The sequence below is a fragment of the Paenibacillus amylolyticus genome, assembly GCF_036894225.1.
GTDB lineage: Bacteria > Bacillota > Bacilli > Paenibacillales > Paenibacillaceae > Paenibacillus > Paenibacillus amylolyticus.
This window is the reverse complement of sequence record NZ_CP145892.1, coordinates 409,716-431,414: the sequence shown is the minus strand read 5'-3', so window position 1 is coordinate 431,414 and position 21,699 is coordinate 409,716. Positions and strand designations below refer to the sequence as shown.

Sequence of the window (21,699 nt, the reverse complement as noted above, 5' to 3'; positions counted from 1 at the left end):
ACGATTCTATATAAGTTGCTGTCTCAAAAGGAATGATCCCCCTCGCTCCAAGCGCTAACGAATCAACCGCATCTTATAAGGCAGATTTTTAAAGAATGCACCGGGTAACGAATCTCAGTCATCTTATATCTCTATAAAATGTCGCCAGAACTTTAAAGATCGACCAAATGGACGAAATAACGTCTCTCTGATTCCTTAAACTTCAGATCCATACAAATAGGCGCGAATAACATGTCCTCGATTCGTTAGAACAAATGAATGCTAACATGGGTGTCCCCCGTGATTCACGTGACTTTCAACGGATTAATCCGGACGGTTCAGACTGTCCACCGCATTGCGGAACCCGTTCACTGCCCTTCGCAACTGTTCCTCCGTGTTGCCTGTCACGACCGCCCCAAGCATGATCGCCTTTACCCCAGTATCGCGCAGCACTCGAACATCCTCCGGCACCAGCTTTCGCTGGGAAGGAACCAATACCGGTATCTGAGCTTGCAGGACCAGACGGCGATACTTAAGCACATCCGCGAAGCTGAGCGGTGTACCATATTCTTTTCCAGGTACAATGGATGCCTCCAGAGCGGTAAAGCCGAAGTGCGCTGCTGATGTTACGAGGGAAGCATCATATTCCTCATTGATCGCAAACGTTGGGTCAAGCCCCAAGTCACTCAGCATGAAAGATGGCAAGTGATGTGCATAGATGGAATAGAAGTCAAAACCCAGCCCGGAAAGCCTCTCCACATCCTCTCGCCTTGCTCCATCAATACTGCCAGAAGGTACGATTCCAAGTGGACCACCAAACTCACTGCGGATCGCCCGAAACACCTCGGCATACATATCCAATGGACCAAAATGATTCCCGCTGGCGCGATGACCGACATTATAATGCACCTTCAGTGCATCAGCGCCCTCTTCCATAGCTGCCCGAGCCAAAGCAATATCATTCTCAGGCAGGCTGACCACCAGCGACAGCGGTTTCCGTTCAAGTAATTCTTTGAATTTGCTCATCGTTCTCACCTCCGGTTTCAATCAAATTATTTAGGGTTGCAACACGCTTTGGATCTCTTCCTGCATTTGTTTCAGGTTATCCTCAGCTGTCGCTGTCTTTGCAAACAGTCGGTCAAATCCCTGCAATAACGCATTGTCGATATCCTGCCAACGGATATGACCGGGAATTAAGCGCGCTTTTGGCATTTCATCAATGACGGCCTGCACGATATGCTCTTTGCTCGGATTATTTGGCTGGAGAATGAATGCATCTGAGTTCAGAACAGAGGTACGCGGAGGTACAAAGTAGGTGGCTGTCGCCTGAATCCCCTGCTCACTGGCAAAATACTTCAACAGTTTCTTCGTTTCCTCTGGATGTTTGCTGTCGTTGAACATGGCATATCCGGCCTGCCCCAGCATCGGCACACTGCCTTGAGAACCGGAAGGCATAGGAGCGATGCTCCATTCAAAATCCGTAATTTCTCTTGCTTTGGAAACATAGCTGTAATTATCAAAGAACATGCCCACATTACCCGCATCGAAGCTGACTTGCTCACCCGCCTTCGGGTGTGATTCATCGGTGAACATCATGCGTTCCAGCAATTCAAAGGTCTGTACGCCATAGGCATCGTTCCAGGTGAACGTTGTCATGCCTTCGTCGAATGGACCGCTTCCATTGGACCAGGAATAGGAGGAAAGCACCGCCCAGGTCTTCCAGTCGCGAAAAAAGTTGGCGCCGTAGACTCGGTTGGTCGCATCCTTGCTGGTAATGGCTTTGGCGGACTCTTCGAACTGTTCCCATGTCCATTGTCCTTGGGTGGCAAGTGTGTTTGGATCAGTCAGGCCGGCTTGGTCGAACAGCGTTTTATTGTAAAACATGACCACCGGAGGTGTAGAAAAAGGTAGTCCCAGCAGTTGATCGCCATCACGGAACAAATCCAATGTACTTGGAATATAATCATCCAGCTTAAACTGTGCATCATCCTTGAACTCCGATACATCGGCCAGAATGTGGTTGGACTTGAATTGCGGCACCATTCGCTCCGATACCCAGGCGAGATCGGGAAGGGAGCCTCCGGCGGCAAGCACCGAAATTTTTTGCTGGTATTCTGCGAAAGGTACGGATTCCATCGTTACTTTGATGCCTGGATTTTCCTTTGTGAAGTCATCGATCAACTTGTTGTATACATCCATATGCGCCTGATTGCCCCACATCATGAACTTCAGCTCGACCTCTCCATTCTCTCCGCTTGAACTGCCAGATTCACTGCCGGAATTGGAGCTTGTGCACGCGATTGAAGCCATCATCATGAATATAAACACCAGTATCAGTCCTGCTTTTTTCATGGAAATCCCCCTTATGGACGTCGTGGTATACATGTGCAACCAAAGTATAACGAAAGCATCGTTCCCCCTTAAATCACGTCAACTACAGAAATGGTATGGTTTTTCAAGAGATACTGAATCGGTCTCGATATTCTCCTGCGGTCCATCCCACCTGCTGCTTGAACACCAGCATGAAGTGTTTGGGGCTCTGATGCCCGGATAACCGTGCCACATCATAGATTTTGAGACCCGTGTTGATCAGCAACCACTTGGCCCGCTCCATACGTGCCTCCGTGATGTATTCGGAATAATTGATGCCTATTTCGTTCTTGAACAATTGGCTTAAATAAGTAGGGTTCAAGTTAACAAGATCGGCTATCGTCTGAAGTCGCAGATCTCCATCGGGATGTTGCTTGATGTGCTCCTTCACATCTCGGATAATCTTCCGTGTATCTCCACCAGCGTGTTCTGTTTTGCCAGATGGCTCAGGGATAGAAAGAGTTGTAATACCGTATCTGCGATCCAGCAGCAATTGAATCTTTTGTATGCATAATGCCAGTTCATAACGATCGATGGGCTTCAACAGGTAGTTCAACACCCCGAACTCCATCGCTCTGCGTGCATATTCAAACTCGCCGTAGCCGCTAATGATGAGCATTAGCAATTCAGGGTACATGTCTCTTGCTTTGCTTACCAAAGTTAATCCGTCCATTTCACGCATGCGGATATCCGTGATTAACACGTCCGGCACCTCACATCTCAGAAAATCCAGCGCCTCGGTACCGCTCGATGCTTCGCCCGTTACCTGAAACTGAGAAGACACTTGTACGATCAGTTCCCTCAGTCCCTGACGGATGACCGTCTCATCCTCTACAAGCAATACTTTATACATGCGCTTCAATCCCCTTTCGGTAGAAATTGAATGGATATCGTGACCACCAGGCCCTGCCCCGGACTTCCATCAATGCTTAGGCTGCCGCCTTCTCCATACATGAGGCGAAGCCTCTGAGCGATATTGTTAAGCCCCAGACTGTCCCCGGCATGGCAACGTAATGCCTCATTGGAAGGCTGTTTTGATATAGACTCATTTAACTCGTCAATCTTTGTCTGAGCCATACCCTTACCGTTGTCTCGTACACTAATCAGCAGCTCATGGTCGAATTTCAAGGCAGATACCCAGATTACTCCTCCATTTTCCTGCCCTTCAATGCCGTGGTAGACGGCATTTTCCACCAGCGGTTGCAGTACCAGCTTGGGAATCAAATACTCCGTTATTGCTTCTTCGATGTCATAGAGAATCTCTAACTTGCCGTCGTAACGTACCTGCTGAATGAGTATATAGGATTGTACAAAAGCAAGTTCTTCCCCAAGTGGAACCTTCCGGTCCACCTTATCAATCGTATAACGCAGCAGCTTGCCAAGCGCCGTCACCATGTCCGACACCTCAGCATGCTTCTGGCGAATGGCCATCATGTTAATGGACTCCAGCGTGTTGTATATAAAATGGGGATTCATCTGGCTTTGCAACGCAGACAACTCGGCCTCCCGCTCTTGAATGCCCAACAGAAACACCTCATTGAACAGTCGATGAATCTCTTCCATCATTCGGTTAAATCCCCGGCTAATCTGTCCGAATTCATCACTGCTGAAGTGTGCTACACGCTGGCTAAAATCTCCCTGTTCCACCCGAATCATGTGGTGCTTCAGTCGAATCAGTGGCCGGGTGATACGATAGGATAACAGAACCGCCAGAATCGCTATACCCGCCATACATAACACTGCGAACCATATTGTGAAGGTGAGCATCTCACCTGACTCCTTTTGAATCACGGCAATAGGTGTAAGACTGATCACCGAAAGCCCAGAATAGCTGGAATGGTGTTGTACATAGAGATAGGGCTGCCCATCCAGAACAACTTTTTGGTTTCCTGCATAGCTTTGAAGCTGTCCCTGCATTAGCAACTGGTCGTACGCAGACATTCCTCCGGTCGAGGTCCGTTCGAACAGAAGACGCTGTTTGCTGTCTACAATCATCAGGCTTGCATCTTGCTCATAATTCAGATTGGATAACAGTTGACCAAAGGCCTCCAGACGGATGTCAATCAGAATGTACCCCAGTCGCTGGAGCGTACCCGGATCTCGAAGCACTCTGCCCACCGATATATACGATTCTTGCTGACCGCCCGTGTAATAGCCGGGGTCATGCGGAGGAAGCAGGCGCCATGTCCCTTCCGAGTCTTCAAGCTCTGCAAACCAGTCATCCTGTCTGCTGTCCCATACCGGCTTGACCGCCAGTGAATCGAGATTGGAGAACAAAATGCCGCTGTTGCTGATCAGATGAATTCCCCGAATCTCTGGCCGGTCATAAGCTTGACCCGATGTGTAAAGCTTCATTTTCAGATAATCCTCAGACCTCGCCCATGTACCCGACCCCATTGAAGCATTGTATTTGCCCAGAATGCCAAGCACCATCTGATCGTAAAGCGGCAAGAGCGACAACCGCTCAAAGTCCTTCAGCAATCGATTCAGATTGGCGTTAATCTGGCGAACCATATCAATGGTGAACTGTTCGGTCTTGCGATCCATCGTCTGCGAGAAATGCTTGTAGTTCATCAATCCCTGCAAACTTAGCGGCAGCAACGTCAGCGCCAGGAACAACAGGAGCAACTTGGTGCGCAGGTTTACGTTTTTTCCGAAAAAAATGCGTACCTTGTCCATCATTTCCGTTCATCCCTCCCTCTCCCGATCATTGTATGAGCCCCCTTCACAGATCAATCTGGATATAACTGGGGTCATCATATCCAGTTTTAATGATCATCCGCTATCCTGCCAATCCTGGAATTGGTACGGAATTTCAAGTTATCCGCATAGGTTTCAGGGTGAACGCCAAAAAGCCGACTGTATCGCTACAGTCGACTACGCTATTTCTATAGAACACTAATTAGACAAAATAACCGACTGCATTATGCAATCGGTTGTCTGTTCCTAAGATGGCTTTTATATTTGAATCGATTATATTCATTAATAAGCTCGTCCAGTACCATGGACTGTCGGAGGACTTGGTTGTCCTGCATGCCATGATTCTCCGCCAAACGACTTAACTCTTGCCTGTTCCGTTCGATTTTATCTGTGATCTGTACCGGTTCACTCACAGCATGCACCCCCTCTTTGTATAACATTTTAGGATACATTGCCAAAAAATTCATATTATATTCCTTTGCAGAACTAATTGATTGTTTGCAAAGGTGGTTTTCATAAAACAAAAATTAATTTATATCTCCCTACTTTACCTGCCTCAAAAAAGCTAAGTCAGGATTGATGCCATCTCCCGTTTGAAATAAACGCCTCATATGATCCGCTTAAAGATTACTGATCTCAGCCGGACTCATCTCTTCATCTACCTAGGGTTCATTGTTCACGACAATCTGGTTTGAGTGGTCAGAGTAGAGAAAAAAACGAAACAGATCCTTGGCCTTCACGGTTAAAGGAACTAATAACCCCCGCAGTTGGTACATTGATTCAAGAGACGTATGGGCTATCAGGCCCACTAATTCTGAAATTATACTTATACTGATGGTGTAAACACACTGTTGTCGATTGCAATCACTAGACATATAAATCAGATGTGTTCTGATCGCTGCAACGGTATCCACCATAATAGTATGTATGGTATAATATTCCTATCAACAGAATGGCTAATATGGGTGGTCGGCTAGTCTCCTGCAAAGGAGGTGATGCCTGTGGCGATTGAAACGGTATTGACATTAATGATCAGTTTTGCGGGGTTCATTGTAACCTTGATTGGACTGATTGTAACTATTGTCATCGCCTTAAATAATCAAAACAAAAAGAAATAGACCGCCCCAGCTAAGGTAATGGTCTATTTCAGCTACCTATGCACAGCCACCGCCCTTAGAAGCGGCTGTTGTAAAGAGTAGGGATGTTCGCGCATCCTTGCTCTTTTTTTATTATCTCCAGTTTAGCACAGTTTGTTGCAGAAGTTAACTCTTTACTGGTAATTATTGTCGCTCATTTTTGGAGTAGAAGGGAAGGGGTATAAAGATGGTTGTTGCATAAAGGTTCGCTTAATCTTTAAGCACATCCTGTCTGCCACACATTCAAATAAAATAAGTTCCTCTTTTATTGAATCCTTTGGCAAAAAAGCTTTCAGCTACAGCAAATAACTCTTCTGAATAGGATCGTTCGTCCGTCACATGAATGATAACTTGTTGTATGCAATCCAGCTTACCAAGTTCAACACACTCGTATAGGTATGGTTCCACAAGCCTCCAGTGGGCGCGGGTTCATAGACATCGGTATGCTACCTTTAAGAATGGCACTTAAAGTCCCAACATTAATTCCTGTAATATCGGAAAAATGCTGCAACTTGAGATTTTGTTCTCTCATATTTTTCTCAATATGTGCTCTTATTGTAGGTACCATTTCCATTATCACACCTCCGCCATCCAAACCACTTATATTTCAACTAAATATAATAAATGTTATTTTAATCCTGTATTTTACATTGATTAACTATGAAAATACAAAAAAAGCTTACTCTCAATACTTGAAAGTAAACCTCATTGACTCTTTAAAATATCTCCACCATTATATTCTCCCAACACCATGCGAAGTACCCATTATTTGTATGATTTCATTACTATTGAAATTAGCTAATTCAATTACATTAATAATCATAATACTAAGCAAAATTATATAGTAGATTTTCTTTTTTTTCATAGGATTTCTGAACCTCCATCATGATAAGTTTGTACTGATGCTCGATTTCAGTGGTACCCATGTTTTTGTACTTCTCATACAAGGAAACACAATGAATGATATCTGTTTGATTGTTAAATCGTACAGACTCTCTCAGACAGTGTATAAGTTGCTTCAAACCCTCTGGATATTCATGACGATTTAAGTGATAAAGAGAACGTTCCAACAAGAATGCAGCATAAATTTCATTTTTCATCTGCTCAGTATATCCTTTTAAACAGTTAATTTCCGAGTTAATTCGATCGCTGAACTTATACAAAATATCATCAATATTTCTATCGAACTTATTAGCTGCCTCCAAAATATTAATGATTGCAGGTAAAATTTCCTCTTCATTTTCTTCAATAAATTCCATATAAGCAGGTAAAACACTGTGGTCACCCATCATCAATTTATATAAATAAGTATTGGCTTCCGCCCATCCAGCAAAATTATCAATAAATATTTGATCTTCTTCATCCAGTTCCGAGACATTAGCAAGTTTGGCATAGAACTCTGTGTAGACTAGAGCCTCTTCATACCGCCCCTGCTTCTCGCATACCGATGATTTAAGTAAATTTGAATAAGCTCTATATACAAACAAAGGATAGGCGGTAAGTCTATCAATTTTGTCTATTTTTTTCTTTGTATATGACTGCAAAATTTTCGTTTTCTGATCTAATTCTTCAGCCAAATTAAATACCTTTTCCCAATATCGAAGAGACGCATACGTATTCGCCAAATCCTTAATCGCATCCAGCTGCCTCTCCTCATCCAGCCGATTAATATATGGCTCAAAGTGCACAGCGGCCCGCAGGTTATCATGTTGATTCTGACCAAGCGAGAGGGTGAAGATGCGATACTGGCACAGAGCCAGACGTTCCGAGTGTTGATATTTCTCACACTCCGCCACACATTCGTACAACATCCGTGCAGCCTTCGTCTGTCCACGTTCAAGCATGCCTTCCGCCATCTCGAACAACTCCGAGATATACGAGCGATCATCCGTCACTTCCTGGATAACCTTATGAATACATTCCAGCTTGTCCAATTCAGCACAGCGTTGCAGGAAAGGTTCCAGTCTCCTCCAATGAGGTGCCGATTCCACGAAACATTCAGCCCCATAAATCTCGTAGAAATACCCCTCTTCCAGCTTCATGCCTTGGGTAATCAGATCCAGTTGCGCCATAGCGATGGGCCGAGTCCCCTTAATAATTGCGCTAAGCGTTCCAGCGTTAACTCCCGATATATCGGCAAAATACTGCAGGGTGTACCCCTGTTTCCTGATGTAGTCCTCAATATATGAGCGTATCGTAGTTGTAGGTTCCATGTATCCCACCTCCACAATGAAAATCCATAATTTTGAATTTATATGATAAGCACAATTTTAATCCTAAATTTTACAGCGGTCAATAAAAATCGTGGCAATTCCCTTCACATTTATGCAAGGAGGCCTCGCTGTTCCTGCTTATAGAAAAAATCCATTAGAAGAATCCGTAAGAACGTGATACATTTAATCCAACTTATATATCCTACTATTTCAATAGGATTATACAACACAGAAATTATTAATTCAGTTCGAGGAGAAGGTCAGATGAAATTTGCCTTGTTTAGTCTCATGATGAATCTGCCCAATGCCGTAACCGGGGAAGCTCTGACGACTCAGCAGAAATTCCACAATATATTAGAGCAAGCGAAGCTGGCTGAACGATTGGGATTCGATGCCTATGGAATCGGTGAACGACACGGTGCGCCTTTTCTATCTTCCTCGCCACCTGTCGTATTAACCGCAATAGCCGCAGCAACCACACGCATTCGGATACTAACCACCGTCACTGTTCTTAGTATACTTGATCCAGTCCGGGTTGCCGAGGATTATGCCACGTTGGATCAATTATCGGGCGGACGGCTGGAGATGATCATCGGGAAAGGCAATGACCCTCGGCACTATCCGCTGTTTGGCATAAGCGAAGAGGAACAATGGGACTCACTCGATGAACGCTACCATCTGCTAAGACGGCTGTGGTCTGAAGAGAATGTAACCTGGCAGGGAACGTATCGCCCTCCGCTTGAGGGAGTGACCACGTGGCCCAGGCCGCTTCAGCAATCCATCCCGATCTGGCATGGTAGCGCGTCCAGCACGGTCTCGACCGAACTCGCTGCCAAATATGGCGAGCCGCTCTTCACGTCGAATTCTTTTCACCCGCAAGCCAAATACAAAGCGTTAATTGATCATTATCGGGAACGCCTCGATTATTATGGTCATGATCCACAGCAAGCAGTGATTGGCTCTGGTGCCGGCAGTCTCTATCTTGCGGATACGGGCGAAGAAGCCATTCGCCGTTATAAGCCATATTATGAAGCGTTCCATGCCACCGCTGCCGCACAACATAACCAGTCGCCCTTTACCGATCTGGAAGATAACATTGCACGAGGTCCTGCGTTAATTGGCAGTCCGGAGCAGATCATTGAGAAAATTCTGGACTATCATGCCGCTTACGGACATCAGGTGCTGAGTATCAGCGTAGATGGACTGACCCATAGCGAGCAGTTGGAGCAAGTGGAGCGTTTTGCCAAGGAAGTTGCCCCTGTATTACGCCGCGAACTGCCCAGTTCGGTATGGAATGAACCCCCGGTGTTAACCCAGCACTCATCCTTCCTTTCCTCTAATGCTACAGATTCGTGGCCCACAGCCATCTCACCTATATTCCAGGTCTAACAATCTCCCACGTACAATATACATGTGCTCCTTCCAGGGTGATTCCTACGAATCGCCCTCTTCCCTCTTACTCCCACTTGTATCGCGACTATCCCTATATCTACTTGGACTGAATGCCTTCCAACAATGAACGAAGCATCACATCTACAAACGCATCATCCATCGCTTCCCCCGTCACTAACATACGATAGAACACCGGCCCATAGATCAGATCAATATATAATCCAATGTCCGTCCCACTCATTAATTCGCCGCGCTCCACACCCTTCTCCAGAATTCCCCGAGCTTCACGCCGACGTGGTTGGATGTACCTTGTACGGTATTCTTCGGCGAGCCCTGCATCCGACTGCCCTTCCCCAATAATCTGTGTAATCACTTTTCCTTCCCGACTGGTCAAAAAACGAACCAGATTACTCGCATGTATGCGTATATCCTCCAATACCGAGCCTGTATCCGGTACTGGTAATCTTGCGGTTGCGGCAGACATATATCCGTCCATGATGACAGCGCCTTTGTTCGGCCACCATTTGTAGATGGTGGCTTTGCTCACCTGTGCACGTTCAGCAATCTTCTCGATTGTAACCGCCCCGAATCCGTGTTCCAACAACAACTCATACGATGCTGTAAGAATGGCATTCTGGGTTTCCATGTTACGTGGACGTCCTCTTTTGGCAGTCATCTTGAGCCCTCCTGGATGTATAAAATATATTTAATCAGCAGTATTATTCATAAAAACGATACGTTCATTATACTAAACTGCCATGAGTACACACAATTCCATCCTACGCTCACCTTTTCATCCTCATTAACTTTCTCATTAAAATATGTAGAGCCTATTTACAATACTATACGTTTAGTTTATTATATATTTGTGATTAGTGAACACACCGTTTAGTAATTAACGTTTTTAAATATCACCTGTTTATTGGGAATATCAATTTAGAACTGTGGAGGATGATTATGATGGATATGAGACAACAAGTGAAGAAGGCACCTGTGCCCACCTGGATTATTTTTTTGCTGGCATCCGCTTGTGGATTGATCGTGGCAAATCTGTATTATGCACAGACCGTTATCGGTCCGATCAGCATGACAACGGGTCTGTCTTCTGCCGTTGCCGGATTGATCGTAACGTTGACTCAGATTGGTTATGTCATTGGTTTGCTGTTTATCGTGCCGCTCAGTGACATTACCGAGAATCGACGCCTGGTCGTTCTTTTCCTTATCGTACTGGTTGTTGCCCTGATTGCTGCGGCTTTCTCGCCCACTGCTGTTGTATTTCTGACTGCCTCTCTGTTCATTGGGATAGGTTCTGTGGTCGCTCAAATTCTGGTGCCCTATGCGACATATCTTACTTCCGAGGAACAGCGCGGACGGGTTGTTGGCAATGTAATGAGTGGTCTGTTGCTGGGCATCATGCTGGCTCGTCCTGTCGCAAGCTTTATCACCAGCCTCTTCGGATGGCAGACGGTTTTTGTATTCTCCGCCATTGTCATAACACTTCTCATGTTGCTCCTATCACGTGCTCTTCCTGCTCGCCAGCCTGAACCCACCTTGAAATACGGGCAATTAATCGTGTCCTTGGGCACACTGTTCAGAACGATGCCGCTGCTGCGCCGCCGGGCGTTCTATCAGGCCAGTCTGTTTGGTGCTTTCAGCTTGTTCTGGACTACGGTTCCGCTCAGGCTCGCTAACGATTTTGATATGTCACAGCAAGGGATTGCCTGGTTCGCACTGGCTGGTGTCGGTGGTGCTATTGCCGCTCCCATTGCCGGGAGACTGGCTGATCGCGGACTAACACGTATTCTGACAGGTGCTGCCATGGTGATCGCTGCTGCTTCGTTTGGTCTTGCTTATGCGTTCCAGAGTCACTCCACGTTAGCACTGATACTGCTTGTGATCGTCGCGATCACACTGGATATGGCTGTCTCGGGAAATCTGGTGCTGGGTCAACGCATTATCTACTCCTTAGGAAGTGAAGCGAGAGGACGTGTGAATGGCATATTCATGTCGATCTTTTTTGTCGGCGGTGCGATTGGTTCATCTCTTGGAAGCTGGTCTTATGCTAACGGAGGTTGGAGTCTCACAACGCTGATTGGCCTGATTATGCCGCTGCTCGCTTTGGTGTATTACTTTACGGAAAAGAAAGCTGCCGTTGCCAGCAAACATCTATAAGTGCGTGTTCAAAAAGGGCGGTTTTCAGTACCGAGAACAACCTCTATAACAATTCTTTCATATATAAAGAAGGGCAGAGTGATCTCTAAAGATCCGCTTCTGCCCTTTTCCCTTATTTCATGACACTGAATTTTTTGGTCGCTGCCCTAACTTGATCATCCTCGCCCCATACAATGACACCTACCACTTTGGTAGCTTCCAATTCCATCGAAGCAATCTCAACTGCATATTGTTCAAAGGCATTGTTGAGCGACTGGCCTGTCTGTGAAAAAACAACATGGCTCAGTCCCCCGCTATCATCTGAGCAGAGTTTGGCCAGATTGATCAGTTGATTCTCCCCGGCCTTCAGAATGACAGTGCTATATCGGATGCCCGCATGCTGAACGCCGCTATGATCCAGCACAGGTTGATCAGAATATAACCCCGGCTCATTCAGGGCTGCTTGTCCCATTAACAGGGCAGCCACATTGGCGGCGGCGCCAGGTTCCAGATTTTTATCCAGTATAATAGCAATTCTTTTCATATGACTGTATTCACCCTCTGTGTATTTTGTGTAAAACATATCCATGGCATATTGATTCCCTCGCGCAATACTTTGTAGGTCACAAGCCCGTAATGATCAGCGCATAGCTGATTCGTGAGCGCAATGGACTTCTCCGTGTTGTGCATGACCTTCCTGCAAGCTTCAGGGTTGGACGATACGGTGCTGTTCTCTCTATAGGTTGTATCAAGTTCAGATAACAAGTATGTGGTTGCTGGATGATGATAGATAATATCGATCTGATCGGGACATACCGCATGGAAGCCGGATAGAACCAGCGCAGGAATTTTCTCCACAAAGCTCTCAGACACCGCTAGTTCAGAATCCATGATAAAGCTGTTGAGCTTGGGATACGCCCCGGGGACCAGTAAGCAGGATATGATCCCTGATCTCAAGTCTTCCGCAGCCGCTTCAAATTCAGGGTATGGCTTGATACGTTCCGAGTTGCCTAGCTTTTTCGCGATATGCATGCTACAAGTCAGGAATCCTTCATCGTCTCCCAGCGTTCCCAGTATGGCATATTTCTCTTTAATGATCTCCATTTATTTCTATTTCCTCCTTTTTATTTCTAATCCGCTAAAGATCGTATACCAAAAATTTCCTATTGTCAATTAACACTTTAACGCAACATAAATATGTATTTTGGTTCATATTTTTAACCAAAAGGTGTATTCAAAATGGAAAATATTGAGCTATAATGTTATGAAATGAATTTTTACTATTTTTAGTATTTTGTTGAAAGGGGATATACGAGAACGTATGAAAACCATTGTATACATATCTGATTTCAGGCTTCCAACTGGATTAAACTTCGTTAAACCTTTGCAGAAATTGGCGGATCATAAGAAAATTCTGATTATTGAACGGCATAATTTGCATCATGATGAGGTCCTCAGGGACTTCTTTGATGAAATTAGATATGTCGATCATCTGGAGTCCGTAGATGCCATCCGGGAGCATATGATGCAGATCCGAGAATCCCATTCCATCTCTGCTCTGTTAACGCCGGGTGAGAATGCGATTGAGATCGGTGGTCAGCTCCGTTCCGAGTTCGGGATCCCCGGTATGCAGCGCAATCAGGCTGAGGCTGTTCGCAACAAATGGATCATGAAACAAATGCTGCATCAACGCGGAATTCGGACATCCGAAATTGCCATTGCTCTACATGAACAGGACTATATTCGTTTCACTGCTATACACGGCTTCCCGATTATTGTGAAGCCACTCAGCGGATATGGAAGTATCAATACGTTCAAATTGTCCGGCATGGATGAACTGGTACATTATCTACACCATACAAGACAAGCACAGCAAAGGGATTTGCTGGAGGAATTCATCCACGGTACGGAGTTTCATTGTGATTCCATTGTGTCCAAGGGCAAAGTTGTATTTGCATCTGTTTCCCAATACCTGTATAACTGCCTGGATATTGCGACAAAGCAGAAACCTCCAGCCAGTATTACGTTCCCTGAAGGCACGGAAGCTGATTTTATCCATCACATCAAAGAACTCAATGAACAGGTCATTGCTGCCTTGGGTATCAATCAATCCGTAACACATGCCGAACTTTTTCTGACTCCGGAAGGAGAAGTGGTGTTTGGAGAAATTGGTGCAAGAATCGGGGGATCACATGTTATGCCTCCTTGTATCAAGAACACCCATGGCGTTGATTTCTTCGAAGCCGTCACTGATCTGGAAGTTGGAATATATGAATTTAAGCAACAGCAGACGAGCCATAAATTCACAGGCATGATCTGCTTCCCTTCACGCGCAGGGGTAATTCAACACATATCCGGGATAGAGGATTATGCGGATATCCCTGGCATCATTGAGTTCAATGTATCCTATCAAGTGGGGCAGCGCGCCGGGGACGTCAACGATACCATGACCCGATCAGGCTATGCTATCGTGGAGGGTGATTCGTTCGAGGAATTGCGTCAAACCCTGTTGGATATGTACGATCGTTTCAAGATTGAAGTGACGGTTGCTGAAACCGTATAAGATGTACGGATCATCCTCACTATTTTTGGTCTGGAGTGACGGTTATCTTGGGGAGGGCTGGAATTATTGTCGTTATTCAAAACCTACGCGGGTCTGAGCCGCGATATCTATTATCTCTGTTTAGCCAGAACGATTAACAGCACGGGAGATTTTGTATTCTCCCTGATTACCTTGGTGCTTACGTTACAGATGGGCATGAATGTGGTCAGTGCAGGGATCTTTGTGTCCATGGCAGCCCTGATTAGCGGACCCGGTGTACTTCTCGGCGGCTATTTAAGCGATCTTATGGGCAAAAAAACGATTATTGTCATCGGACAACTGTTGTCTGCCATCATGATTATAAGCTGCTCTTTTTGGTCAGGCACCATTACCGTTGGTTATCTTCTGATTGCAGTCATGTTTTTCATCAGTATTACCCGGCCTGCTTATAATGCACTGATTATTCAACTGTGTACGGAGGAGAAAGAGCGAAAGTCCGCCTTTTCCCTCATGTATCTGGGGGCCAATCTGGGTATAGCCATCGGACCACTGATCGCTGGTTTTTTTATCAAGGATCATGTCAACATTGTCTTTATAAGTATCGGCACCGTGTTTCTGATATCTACCTTTATCATCATCAACCAGGTTAAGATCGGCACGCGCAAGGAATTGGCATCAACAAACAGCGAACATGCTGGACAACAAGAACAACAACGATTGAGCCAACCGCCTTCGCCATTATTCAGACTACTGCTGAAAAACCCACTCGTTGCCTTCTTCATCGTTGTGTCATTTCTTAACTATTTTATCTATATGCAATACTCATTTAGCCTCCCACTTCAGATGAATCATTCATTTGGCGAGAACGGGGCAGCATATTACGGCTCTGTCATGACCATCAATGCCATTAGCGTCATTATTCTTACCACCGTGATCCTGTCCGCTACACGCAAATTAACTGCCCTAAACTCCATAGCTACAGGCGCACTCTTCTATGGAATCGGATTTGGAGCCTTGAACCTGCTCGGAACCTTCCCCCACTTTTCCATCGTCGCCTTATCCACGGTGCTGTGGACCATTGGAGAGATTCTCGTGCAGACCAACATCAATCTGTATATTGCTTCGCGTGTACCCGATACACATCAAGGGCGGTTTAATGGCTTGCTGTTATTCGTAGGTTGCCTGGGTTATACACTTAGCCCATATTTGACAGGCATTTTCATCAAAAGCATGGACATGGAAAGTGTATGGATCATTATTCTGGCTGTCAGTCTGTTCTATGCGTTGTCTATGATTATTCTCTGGTATATCGAAAAAAGCTCAACAAGAAGAAACGAAATGAAACCGCTGGATCACTCAAAAAGTATCTGAACCTCAGGGCAGCCTGTTCTGCCCTTTTTTCCACTTTATTTTCACACCAAAACAGGCAAATGTGCATTCGCATTATACTCGACCAATTGCTGACCCGCATGCAGTCTCTGTACCAGATCTGGATTGGCGATAAACGGTCTGCCGAACGCAGCCAGATCTATGCTTCCCTTACCAATCGCGTGCTCTGCGGTCTGAATATCCAGATTCCCCACACCAATGATGATCCCATCCCACCGACTACGAATCCGCTCGTGAAAGGACTGCTCCTCTTCCCACGCTTTTGTATATTGGTCTGTTGAGGGATGCAAGATCGTAATTCCCGTCTCACGGAACAAGTTCAGATATGCATCGATCATTCCAGCTTTGTCTGCCCAAGCATAGGATGCATCATCATCCTTTTTCTCTGAAAATCGTACCGATATGCGATCCACAGGGATCTCTTTTTTCACAGCCACAATAATATCCCGCAAGAACCGCAATCTGCCCGCTGTGTCTCCTCCGTATTTGTCTGTTCTGTGGTTGGTCTTCTCATTGATAAACTGGTCGATCAGATACCCATGCGCAGCATGCAGCTCGATCCCGTCGAACCCTGCCAGAACCGCATTGCGGGCGGCCGTCTGAAAATGCTGAATTGTATCCGCTATATCCTGTGTACTCATCGCTTGAGGAACCTGATACGGCTTATGTAGCTTATGCACTCTTCCCTCTGCCGCAAGGCTGGAAGGTGCCACTGGAGAGGTTCCGATCAGATCGGAGTGGGACAACCTGCCGACATGCCATAGTTGAGCAATAATGGTGCCGCCATGTCTGTGGACAGCATCCGTTACCCTTTTCCAAGAAGTCGTCTGTTCATCTGTATATAAACCGGGGATGCCGTAAGTGCCTTTGCCTGCCAGATTCGGGTTAATGCCCTCGGTAATGATCAGTCCCACGCCATCTCGCGCACGCTGCTCATAATATGCGACTATCTTATCCGTTACGGTCCCCTTCCGATCATCAGCAAATCCCCGGGTCAACGGCGCCATCACAATTCGGTTCCTTAATTGCCACTGATGAATCGTTACCGGGCTTAATAATGTTGAACGTGTATTCATGTTATCCATGTCATATCCCTACTCTCTTTGTCATTAAGGATATTGTACGGCGGCTCCGATATATCGTAAAATGATTGAAATATATAGTTGTATCTCTCAGAGAGATACCTAACATCAGCATCTGCAGAAGTAATTGAAGGTAATCCACGTTCAGGAGGATACAGCATGGAACTTTCCGATATCGATATTGTTCTCGCGGTGGCGCGTTCAGGCAAAATCTCACAGGCCGCCAAAGAACTGAATTACGCGCAATCCAATGTCACTACGCGCATCAAAAAACTGGAGCAGGAATATCAAATCCAGTTGTTCAACCGATTTCCCAAAGGCGTTGTACTGACCTCCAAAGGAGAACAGTTCATCCAGTACGCCACACAGATTCACAACCTTTTGCATGATCTAAAGCAGGATATGACCGATCCCGGTGAGCCTTCTGGCACGCTGAAAATCGGCATTGTGGAAACGGCGGCATCCAGCCGCTTTATGGAGATCCTGAATGAATATCAGATAACTTACCCGAAGGTGTCCATCTCACTCGTTAACGCCACTTCACCCAAAGTACTGCGCAAGAAAATACAGGACGATGAGATTGATGGTGCTTTTATCAGCGGGGCTTGTGTGAAGGAGGGTCTGAAGGTGGAATATGAGATGCAGGACACGGTTCATATCATCTCCAAGCAGACAGACGTACCACCCGAAAGTCTGTGCCAAGTATCGTGGGTTGTTTTCCCCGAGGGCTGTCCGTATCGTGAAATGACCGAAGAATTTTTGCAGGAAGAAGGGTTGTCCGCACGTAATATCATCGAAGTGAGTACGATGGAAAACCTGCTCAGCTGTGTGGAGTCTGGAATTGCTTTTACCATTATGCCGTGCAATGTTATTCACAAGAAACCGGATGAATTCTCCGTATTTGATCTGGCAGATCGTTTTACCCATACCACGACAACCTTTGTCCGCGGTGAGGATCGGTATGTCAGTAGTGCGCTGGATCAATTCACTAAGCTACTGAACCAGAAGTGCATCACGTTTTGATATAGATAACTTAGTACCCCTCTTTCAACCGCTGATCTTATTGATCACTAAATGGACTAAAGCACATTGATCGAGACCCTAAAAAAGAAAGGGATGTCCTATAAGTCATGAATATGACAGGGGACATCCCTTTGTTCGTGTTATTTTGTTTTAATGAAGCTGAGACCCTTACTCCACCTTGAATCGCGCAGCCGATTCGGCCAGCTTTTGCGTCAATTGATCGATCGTATCAACCATGTTGGCCAACTGCTGTACTGTTGAAGATTGCTCCATCATGGTTGCTGTTACCTCTTCAACCGAAGCGGATACCTGCTCTCCTGAAGCCGACAAACTATGGGCAGACTCCAGTACGTCATCCTTGTTCTGTAACATCTCCTGCATCTGTCCTGCCATCGTAGCGATCTGTTGATTAATGACCGTTACCTTCTCCAAAATCAAATCAAATGCCTGACGAGTCTGCAAGACAAGCTCATCCTGTCTGGACGAGATGGTGTGAATTTCGGCAACACTTTGGTTGTTCTCGGCGACATCGGCCAGATTCTGCTCGATAATGCTGGAGATTTCCTTGGACTGGCGGGAACTCTGCTCTGCCAGGTTGCGGATCTCCTCGGCTACAACTGCAAATCCTCTGCCATGCTCACCTGCCCGTGATGCTTCAATGGAAGCATTCAATGCAAGCAGATTGGTCTGCTTCGCAATCTGGCTGATGGCTTCCGTGATCTGACTAATACTGCCCGAACTGGTTTGAAGTTTGACGGTAATCTCCGAGATTTTCTCCACTTCCCGTTCGTTCACCTCGTTGATACGCATCAGTTCATTCACGACTTCATTCCCATTGTGGAATACCGTTTCGATCTCATCTGCTCTTGCCTTCACATCCTGTGCACTGTTGTTCATGGCAGCCACTTTATCGCCAAAGCTGTTGAATTTGCCTGCAATCTGCTCGGTATCTTCCGATTGAGCCTCCATGGCTTTGGCAATTCCCATGGACGTTGCCGATGTCTCATCAATGGATCTTGCCGTCTGTCTGGATGTCTCCTCCAACTCCTGAGTGCTGGCCTGAAGGACATGAATCGAACTGTTCATATCGGTAATAAGGTTCCTGTTCTGCTCCACCATACCATTGAAGCTCTCCGCCAGATCCTTGAATTCGCTGTTATACTTGCCATTGGCCTTAACGGTCAGATTGCCTTGAGCAAGCTGTTGGAACAGACCGCTCAGACGTATGATAGGTCTTGTAATACTGCGAGAAATCAGCAATCCCACACCAATAGCCAGAGCAATCCCGATCAATATCACGATAACCATCTGGCGCTGCATATCCTCTATCGGACGCTTGATATCGTCATAATCGTCAATAATGAGCACAGAGAGATCTGCACCCGGAATCTGATTAATACGATAGTAGGTATCTTCTCGATCCATCGAAGTGATTTTCACTTTGTCGGTGGCTCTAGCCTCGATAATTCCCATCGCGTCCTTATCTTCTTCCAGCGTTTGTCCCACAACGGAAGGGTCCAGTGAATCATACATAATGATGCCGCTCCGACTCAGTACTTCAACTCTGCCTTGACCATTGATTTTAATGTCTCCGAGTTGCCCCAGGAAGAAGTTGCTGTCCACCGACATAGCAAGCACACCCAGGTTATTCCCCTCTTCATCGGTGATAGGCTCCGAGAATACAATAATGAGCTTCTTGCCAGTCTTAGAGACGACCGCGTCACTGATGAAGGATTTCCCCTGTATAGATTCCTTAAAGTATTCCCGATCTCCCCGTGACTGACCAATGACTTCTGGCATGGTTCCTGCCACCATGATTCCTTCCTTATCAAAAACGAACAGATCTGGCTTACTTCCTTCCGTTTCCGATATACTGTCGGTCAAGATCGTATTGGCCTTATTGAAATACGGGTTCTCATCCGATAAAAATTCTTCATCCGTCATGTCAGTTGTATCACGCAACTTTAAGAGTTCTTTAAAAGTACTATGTACGGATATCGAATGACTCAATTGTTGTTGAAGTTGCATAGCTGTCCAAAGCCCTTCCCCAAGGCGGTCAGCCATCACATTCATTTCATCCTTGCTTTTCTTGACCACAACATCAGATGAAATCATATAACTTGTGGTCGTTGCACCAAGCAGAACCAAAACAACCAATACACTGATCATGAAAGGCAGCTTGATCTTAAGTGACATATTTTTGATCTTATACCCTATCCCTTGCTTTTCCCCAGTTTTTCCCATTCCCACTTCTCCCCACTTCCCTGAACCATCTGCATCTGAACGATGTACATACATTATCGGAAAAATCCATAGTAAAATTGATCAATTAGGGAGATATTGCCACTGTTTTTCTTTTTTTTGAAATTCTGATAGCAACATAAAAAAATGGCCTGTCAGATCGACTATCCATCTTGGGAATGGATGTTGCCGTTATCTAACAGACCGTTTTAAGTTTTTTTATGAATCTATTAAGTTTACTTGCGCAATCTCCGGGAACTCAATGAGTGATGACCATTCTGCAAGAATGTACTGCGCGTATTCTTCATCTGTTCAATCCGTCGCTCAGCCAGACGATCTGCGGCAACATAGGTTGCGATGCCCTCGGTACGTGAGCTTTCGAATATTTTCTCCAGAGTGGAATAGATCTCTCCGATCTTGCTCCACGCCCGATCCGCGTTATAACCGTTCAACTCATCCGCAATGTTAATTACGCCACCTGCATTGATAACATAGTCAGGCGCATATACGATGCCCATATCATACAGCTGATCCCCATGACGGGTCTCCAACAGCTGATTATTGGCACAGCCCGCTACAACCTTTGCCTTGAGCGTTTTGAGCGTATCGTCATTAATCGTGCCGCCCAGTGCACATGGTGCATATATATCACATTCCACACTCGTGATGTCTGCGGGATCAACTGCTGTTGCGCCGAAGCGGTCCACAGCCTGTTTCACCGAGTCCTTATGGATATCCGTAACGATCAGATGTGCACCTTCCTCATACAGATATTTGCACAGATGCATCGCCACATTGCCGACACCTTGGACCGCTATCGTTTTACCCTCCAGCAGATCGGTACCAAATGCTTCTTTGGCCGCTGCCTTGATCCCCCGATATACACCCCAAGCCGTTGCAGGCGATGGGTTACCGGATGAACCATAACTCGCGGAGATGCCTGTCACATAATCGGTTTCCTGATAGATCAGGTTCATGTCCTCTTCCGTTGTTCCCACATCTTCGGCAGTGATATAACGTCCGTTCAATCCTTGAATATATCGTCCAAACGCCCGAAACATCGCTTCGTTTTTGTCGCGCCGCGGATCTCCGATGATAACGGTTTTGCCACCGCCCAGATTCAGGCCAGATACCGCATTCTTATATGTCATACCACGGGCAAGGCGCAGGGCATCTTCAATGGCTGCTTCTTCTGAAGCGTAAGTCCACATCCGTGTGCCTCCCAGCGCAGGGCCGAGTGTTGTGTCGTGTATGGCGATAATTGCTTTTAACCCTGAATTTCGATCCTGGCACAGAACCAGTTCCTCATAATCGTGATCCTCCATTGCTTCAAACCAACTCATGTGCTAACCGTCTCCTCCAACCATTTTTGCGATCCAATCGCATTGTTCTCTATTCATTGACCATCCTCTATTGTACCCATGAATACCCAGTTTGTGCAAAATCACATCGCAATGTCAGAGAAGCATCGATCGATGTTT

At 46.0% G+C, this 21,699-nt stretch carries 19 protein-coding genes; 6 read left to right on the top strand and 13 right to left on the bottom strand.

Going from position 1 to position 21,699, the window contains the following annotated elements:
• Positions 1-303: 303 nt before the first annotated feature.
• From V6668_RS02070 to V6668_RS02050, 5 genes are all read right to left on the bottom strand, one after another.
• The gene (locus V6668_RS02070) at positions 304-1,005 is read right to left on the bottom strand and encodes a hypothetical protein (RefSeq protein ID WP_338707600.1); all 702 of its coding nucleotides are present in this window, start codon (positions 1,003-1,005) and stop codon (positions 304-306) included.
• A gap of 30 nt (positions 1,006-1,035) precedes the next feature.
• Entirely contained in the window at positions 1,036-2,331 is a 1,296-nt protein-coding gene (locus tag V6668_RS02065) for a sugar ABC transporter substrate-binding protein (protein WP_338707599.1), read from the bottom strand.
• Between the two features lie 103 nt (positions 2,332-2,434).
• Positions 2,435-3,202, bottom strand: a complete 768-nt coding sequence (locus tag V6668_RS02060; RefSeq protein WP_074093192.1) for a response regulator transcription factor — start codon at positions 3,200-3,202, stop codon at positions 2,435-2,437.
• 5 nt (positions 3,203-3,207) lie between these two features.
• On the bottom strand, positions 3,208-5,031 hold the full coding sequence (locus tag V6668_RS02055) for a sensor histidine kinase (protein WP_338707598.1): 1,824 nt from the start codon (positions 5,029-5,031) through the stop codon (positions 3,208-3,210).
• A gap of 242 nt (positions 5,032-5,273) precedes the next feature.
• Entirely contained in the window at positions 5,274-5,462 is a 189-nt protein-coding gene (locus V6668_RS02050) for an aspartyl-phosphate phosphatase Spo0E family protein (RefSeq protein ID WP_223868875.1), read from the bottom strand.
• 588 nt (positions 5,463-6,050) lie between these two features.
• Between V6668_RS02050 and V6668_RS02045 the strand changes: the two genes are divergently transcribed.
• The gene (locus tag V6668_RS02045) at positions 6,051-6,167 is read left to right on the top strand and encodes a putative holin-like toxin (protein WP_222592206.1); all 117 of its coding nucleotides are present in this window, start codon (positions 6,051-6,053) and stop codon (positions 6,165-6,167) included.
• Positions 6,168-6,564: 397 nt separating this feature from the next.
• Here the strand turns inward: V6668_RS02045 and V6668_RS02040 are convergent, their stop codons facing one another.
• Both V6668_RS02040 and V6668_RS02035 read right to left on the bottom strand, forming a co-directional pair.
• Positions 6,565-6,759, bottom strand: coding sequence for a hypothetical protein (locus V6668_RS02040; RefSeq protein ID WP_338707597.1), 195 nt, complete (start codon positions 6,757-6,759; stop codon positions 6,565-6,567).
• A gap of 253 nt (positions 6,760-7,012) precedes the next feature.
• Positions 7,013-8,398, bottom strand: coding sequence for a transcriptional regulator (locus V6668_RS02035; RefSeq protein ID WP_338707596.1), 1,386 nt, complete (start codon positions 8,396-8,398; stop codon positions 7,013-7,015).
• A gap of 264 nt (positions 8,399-8,662) precedes the next feature.
• On the opposite strand from V6668_RS02035, the gene V6668_RS02030 reads away from it, so the two are divergent.
• Positions 8,663-9,787, top strand: coding sequence for an LLM class flavin-dependent oxidoreductase (locus tag V6668_RS02030; RefSeq protein ID WP_338707595.1), 1,125 nt, complete (start codon positions 8,663-8,665; stop codon positions 9,785-9,787).
• 100 nt (positions 9,788-9,887) lie between these two features.
• Here the strand turns inward: V6668_RS02030 and V6668_RS02025 are convergent, their stop codons facing one another.
• Positions 9,888-10,466 (bottom strand): TetR/AcrR family transcriptional regulator, encoded by a 579-nt coding sequence (locus V6668_RS02025; RefSeq protein ID WP_076253916.1) that lies wholly within the window; start codon positions 10,464-10,466, stop codon positions 9,888-9,890.
• 281 nt (positions 10,467-10,747) lie between these two features.
• Here V6668_RS02025 and V6668_RS02020 point away from each other — a divergent pair, with 281 nt between their 5' ends.
• Positions 10,748-11,962: an MFS transporter gene (locus V6668_RS02020; RefSeq protein ID WP_338707594.1), complete on the top strand. Its 1,215-nt coding sequence runs from the start codon at positions 10,748-10,750 to the stop codon at positions 11,960-11,962.
• Between the two features lie 112 nt (positions 11,963-12,074).
• On the opposite strand, the gene V6668_RS02015 is transcribed toward V6668_RS02020, so the two are convergent.
• Both V6668_RS02015 and V6668_RS02010 read right to left on the bottom strand, forming a co-directional pair.
• The gene (locus V6668_RS02015; RefSeq protein WP_047840412.1) at positions 12,075-12,485 is read right to left on the bottom strand and encodes a DUF2000 family protein; all 411 of its coding nucleotides are present in this window, start codon (positions 12,483-12,485) and stop codon (positions 12,075-12,077) included.
• A complete protein-coding gene (locus tag V6668_RS02010; RefSeq protein ID WP_338707593.1) occupies positions 12,482-13,045 on the bottom strand; it encodes a hypothetical protein in 564 nt (187 codons plus the stop codon). Before V6668_RS02010 ends, V6668_RS02015 begins: the two co-directional genes overlap by 4 nt.
• Before the next feature lie 217 nt (positions 13,046-13,262).
• Here V6668_RS02010 and V6668_RS02005 point away from each other — a divergent pair, with 217 nt between their 5' ends.
• Both V6668_RS02005 and V6668_RS02000 read left to right on the top strand, forming a co-directional pair.
• Positions 13,263-14,504 (top strand): ATP-grasp domain-containing protein, encoded by a 1,242-nt coding sequence (locus tag V6668_RS02005; RefSeq protein ID WP_338707592.1) that lies wholly within the window; start codon positions 13,263-13,265, stop codon positions 14,502-14,504.
• Positions 14,505-14,570: 66 nt separating this feature from the next.
• Entirely contained in the window at positions 14,571-15,854 is a 1,284-nt protein-coding gene (locus V6668_RS02000; protein ID WP_338707591.1) for an MFS transporter, read from the top strand.
• 41 nt (positions 15,855-15,895) lie between these two features.
• Here V6668_RS02000 and V6668_RS01995 read toward each other — a convergent pair whose 3' ends face one another.
• The gene (locus tag V6668_RS01995; RefSeq protein ID WP_338707590.1) at positions 15,896-16,948 is read right to left on the bottom strand and encodes an alkene reductase; all 1,053 of its coding nucleotides are present in this window, start codon (positions 16,946-16,948) and stop codon (positions 15,896-15,898) included.
• Between the two features lie 165 nt (positions 16,949-17,113).
• Here V6668_RS01995 and V6668_RS01990 point away from each other — a divergent pair, with 165 nt between their 5' ends.
• Positions 17,114-17,977 carry a LysR family transcriptional regulator gene (locus V6668_RS01990; RefSeq protein ID WP_338707589.1) on the top strand — a complete coding sequence of 288 codons (864 nt, stop codon included), beginning with the start codon at positions 17,114-17,116 and terminating at the stop codon, positions 17,975-17,977.
• Positions 17,978-18,145: 168 nt separating this feature from the next.
• On the opposite strand, the gene V6668_RS01985 is transcribed toward V6668_RS01990, so the two are convergent.
• Positions 18,146-20,221 (bottom strand): methyl-accepting chemotaxis protein, encoded by a 2,076-nt coding sequence (locus V6668_RS01985; protein ID WP_338707588.1) that lies wholly within the window; start codon positions 20,219-20,221, stop codon positions 18,146-18,148.
• Between the two features lie 233 nt (positions 20,222-20,454).
• Positions 20,455-21,561, bottom strand: coding sequence for a Glu/Leu/Phe/Val dehydrogenase (locus V6668_RS01980; RefSeq protein WP_338707587.1), 1,107 nt, complete (start codon positions 21,559-21,561; stop codon positions 20,455-20,457).
• Between the last annotated feature and the right edge of the window lie 138 nt (positions 21,562-21,699).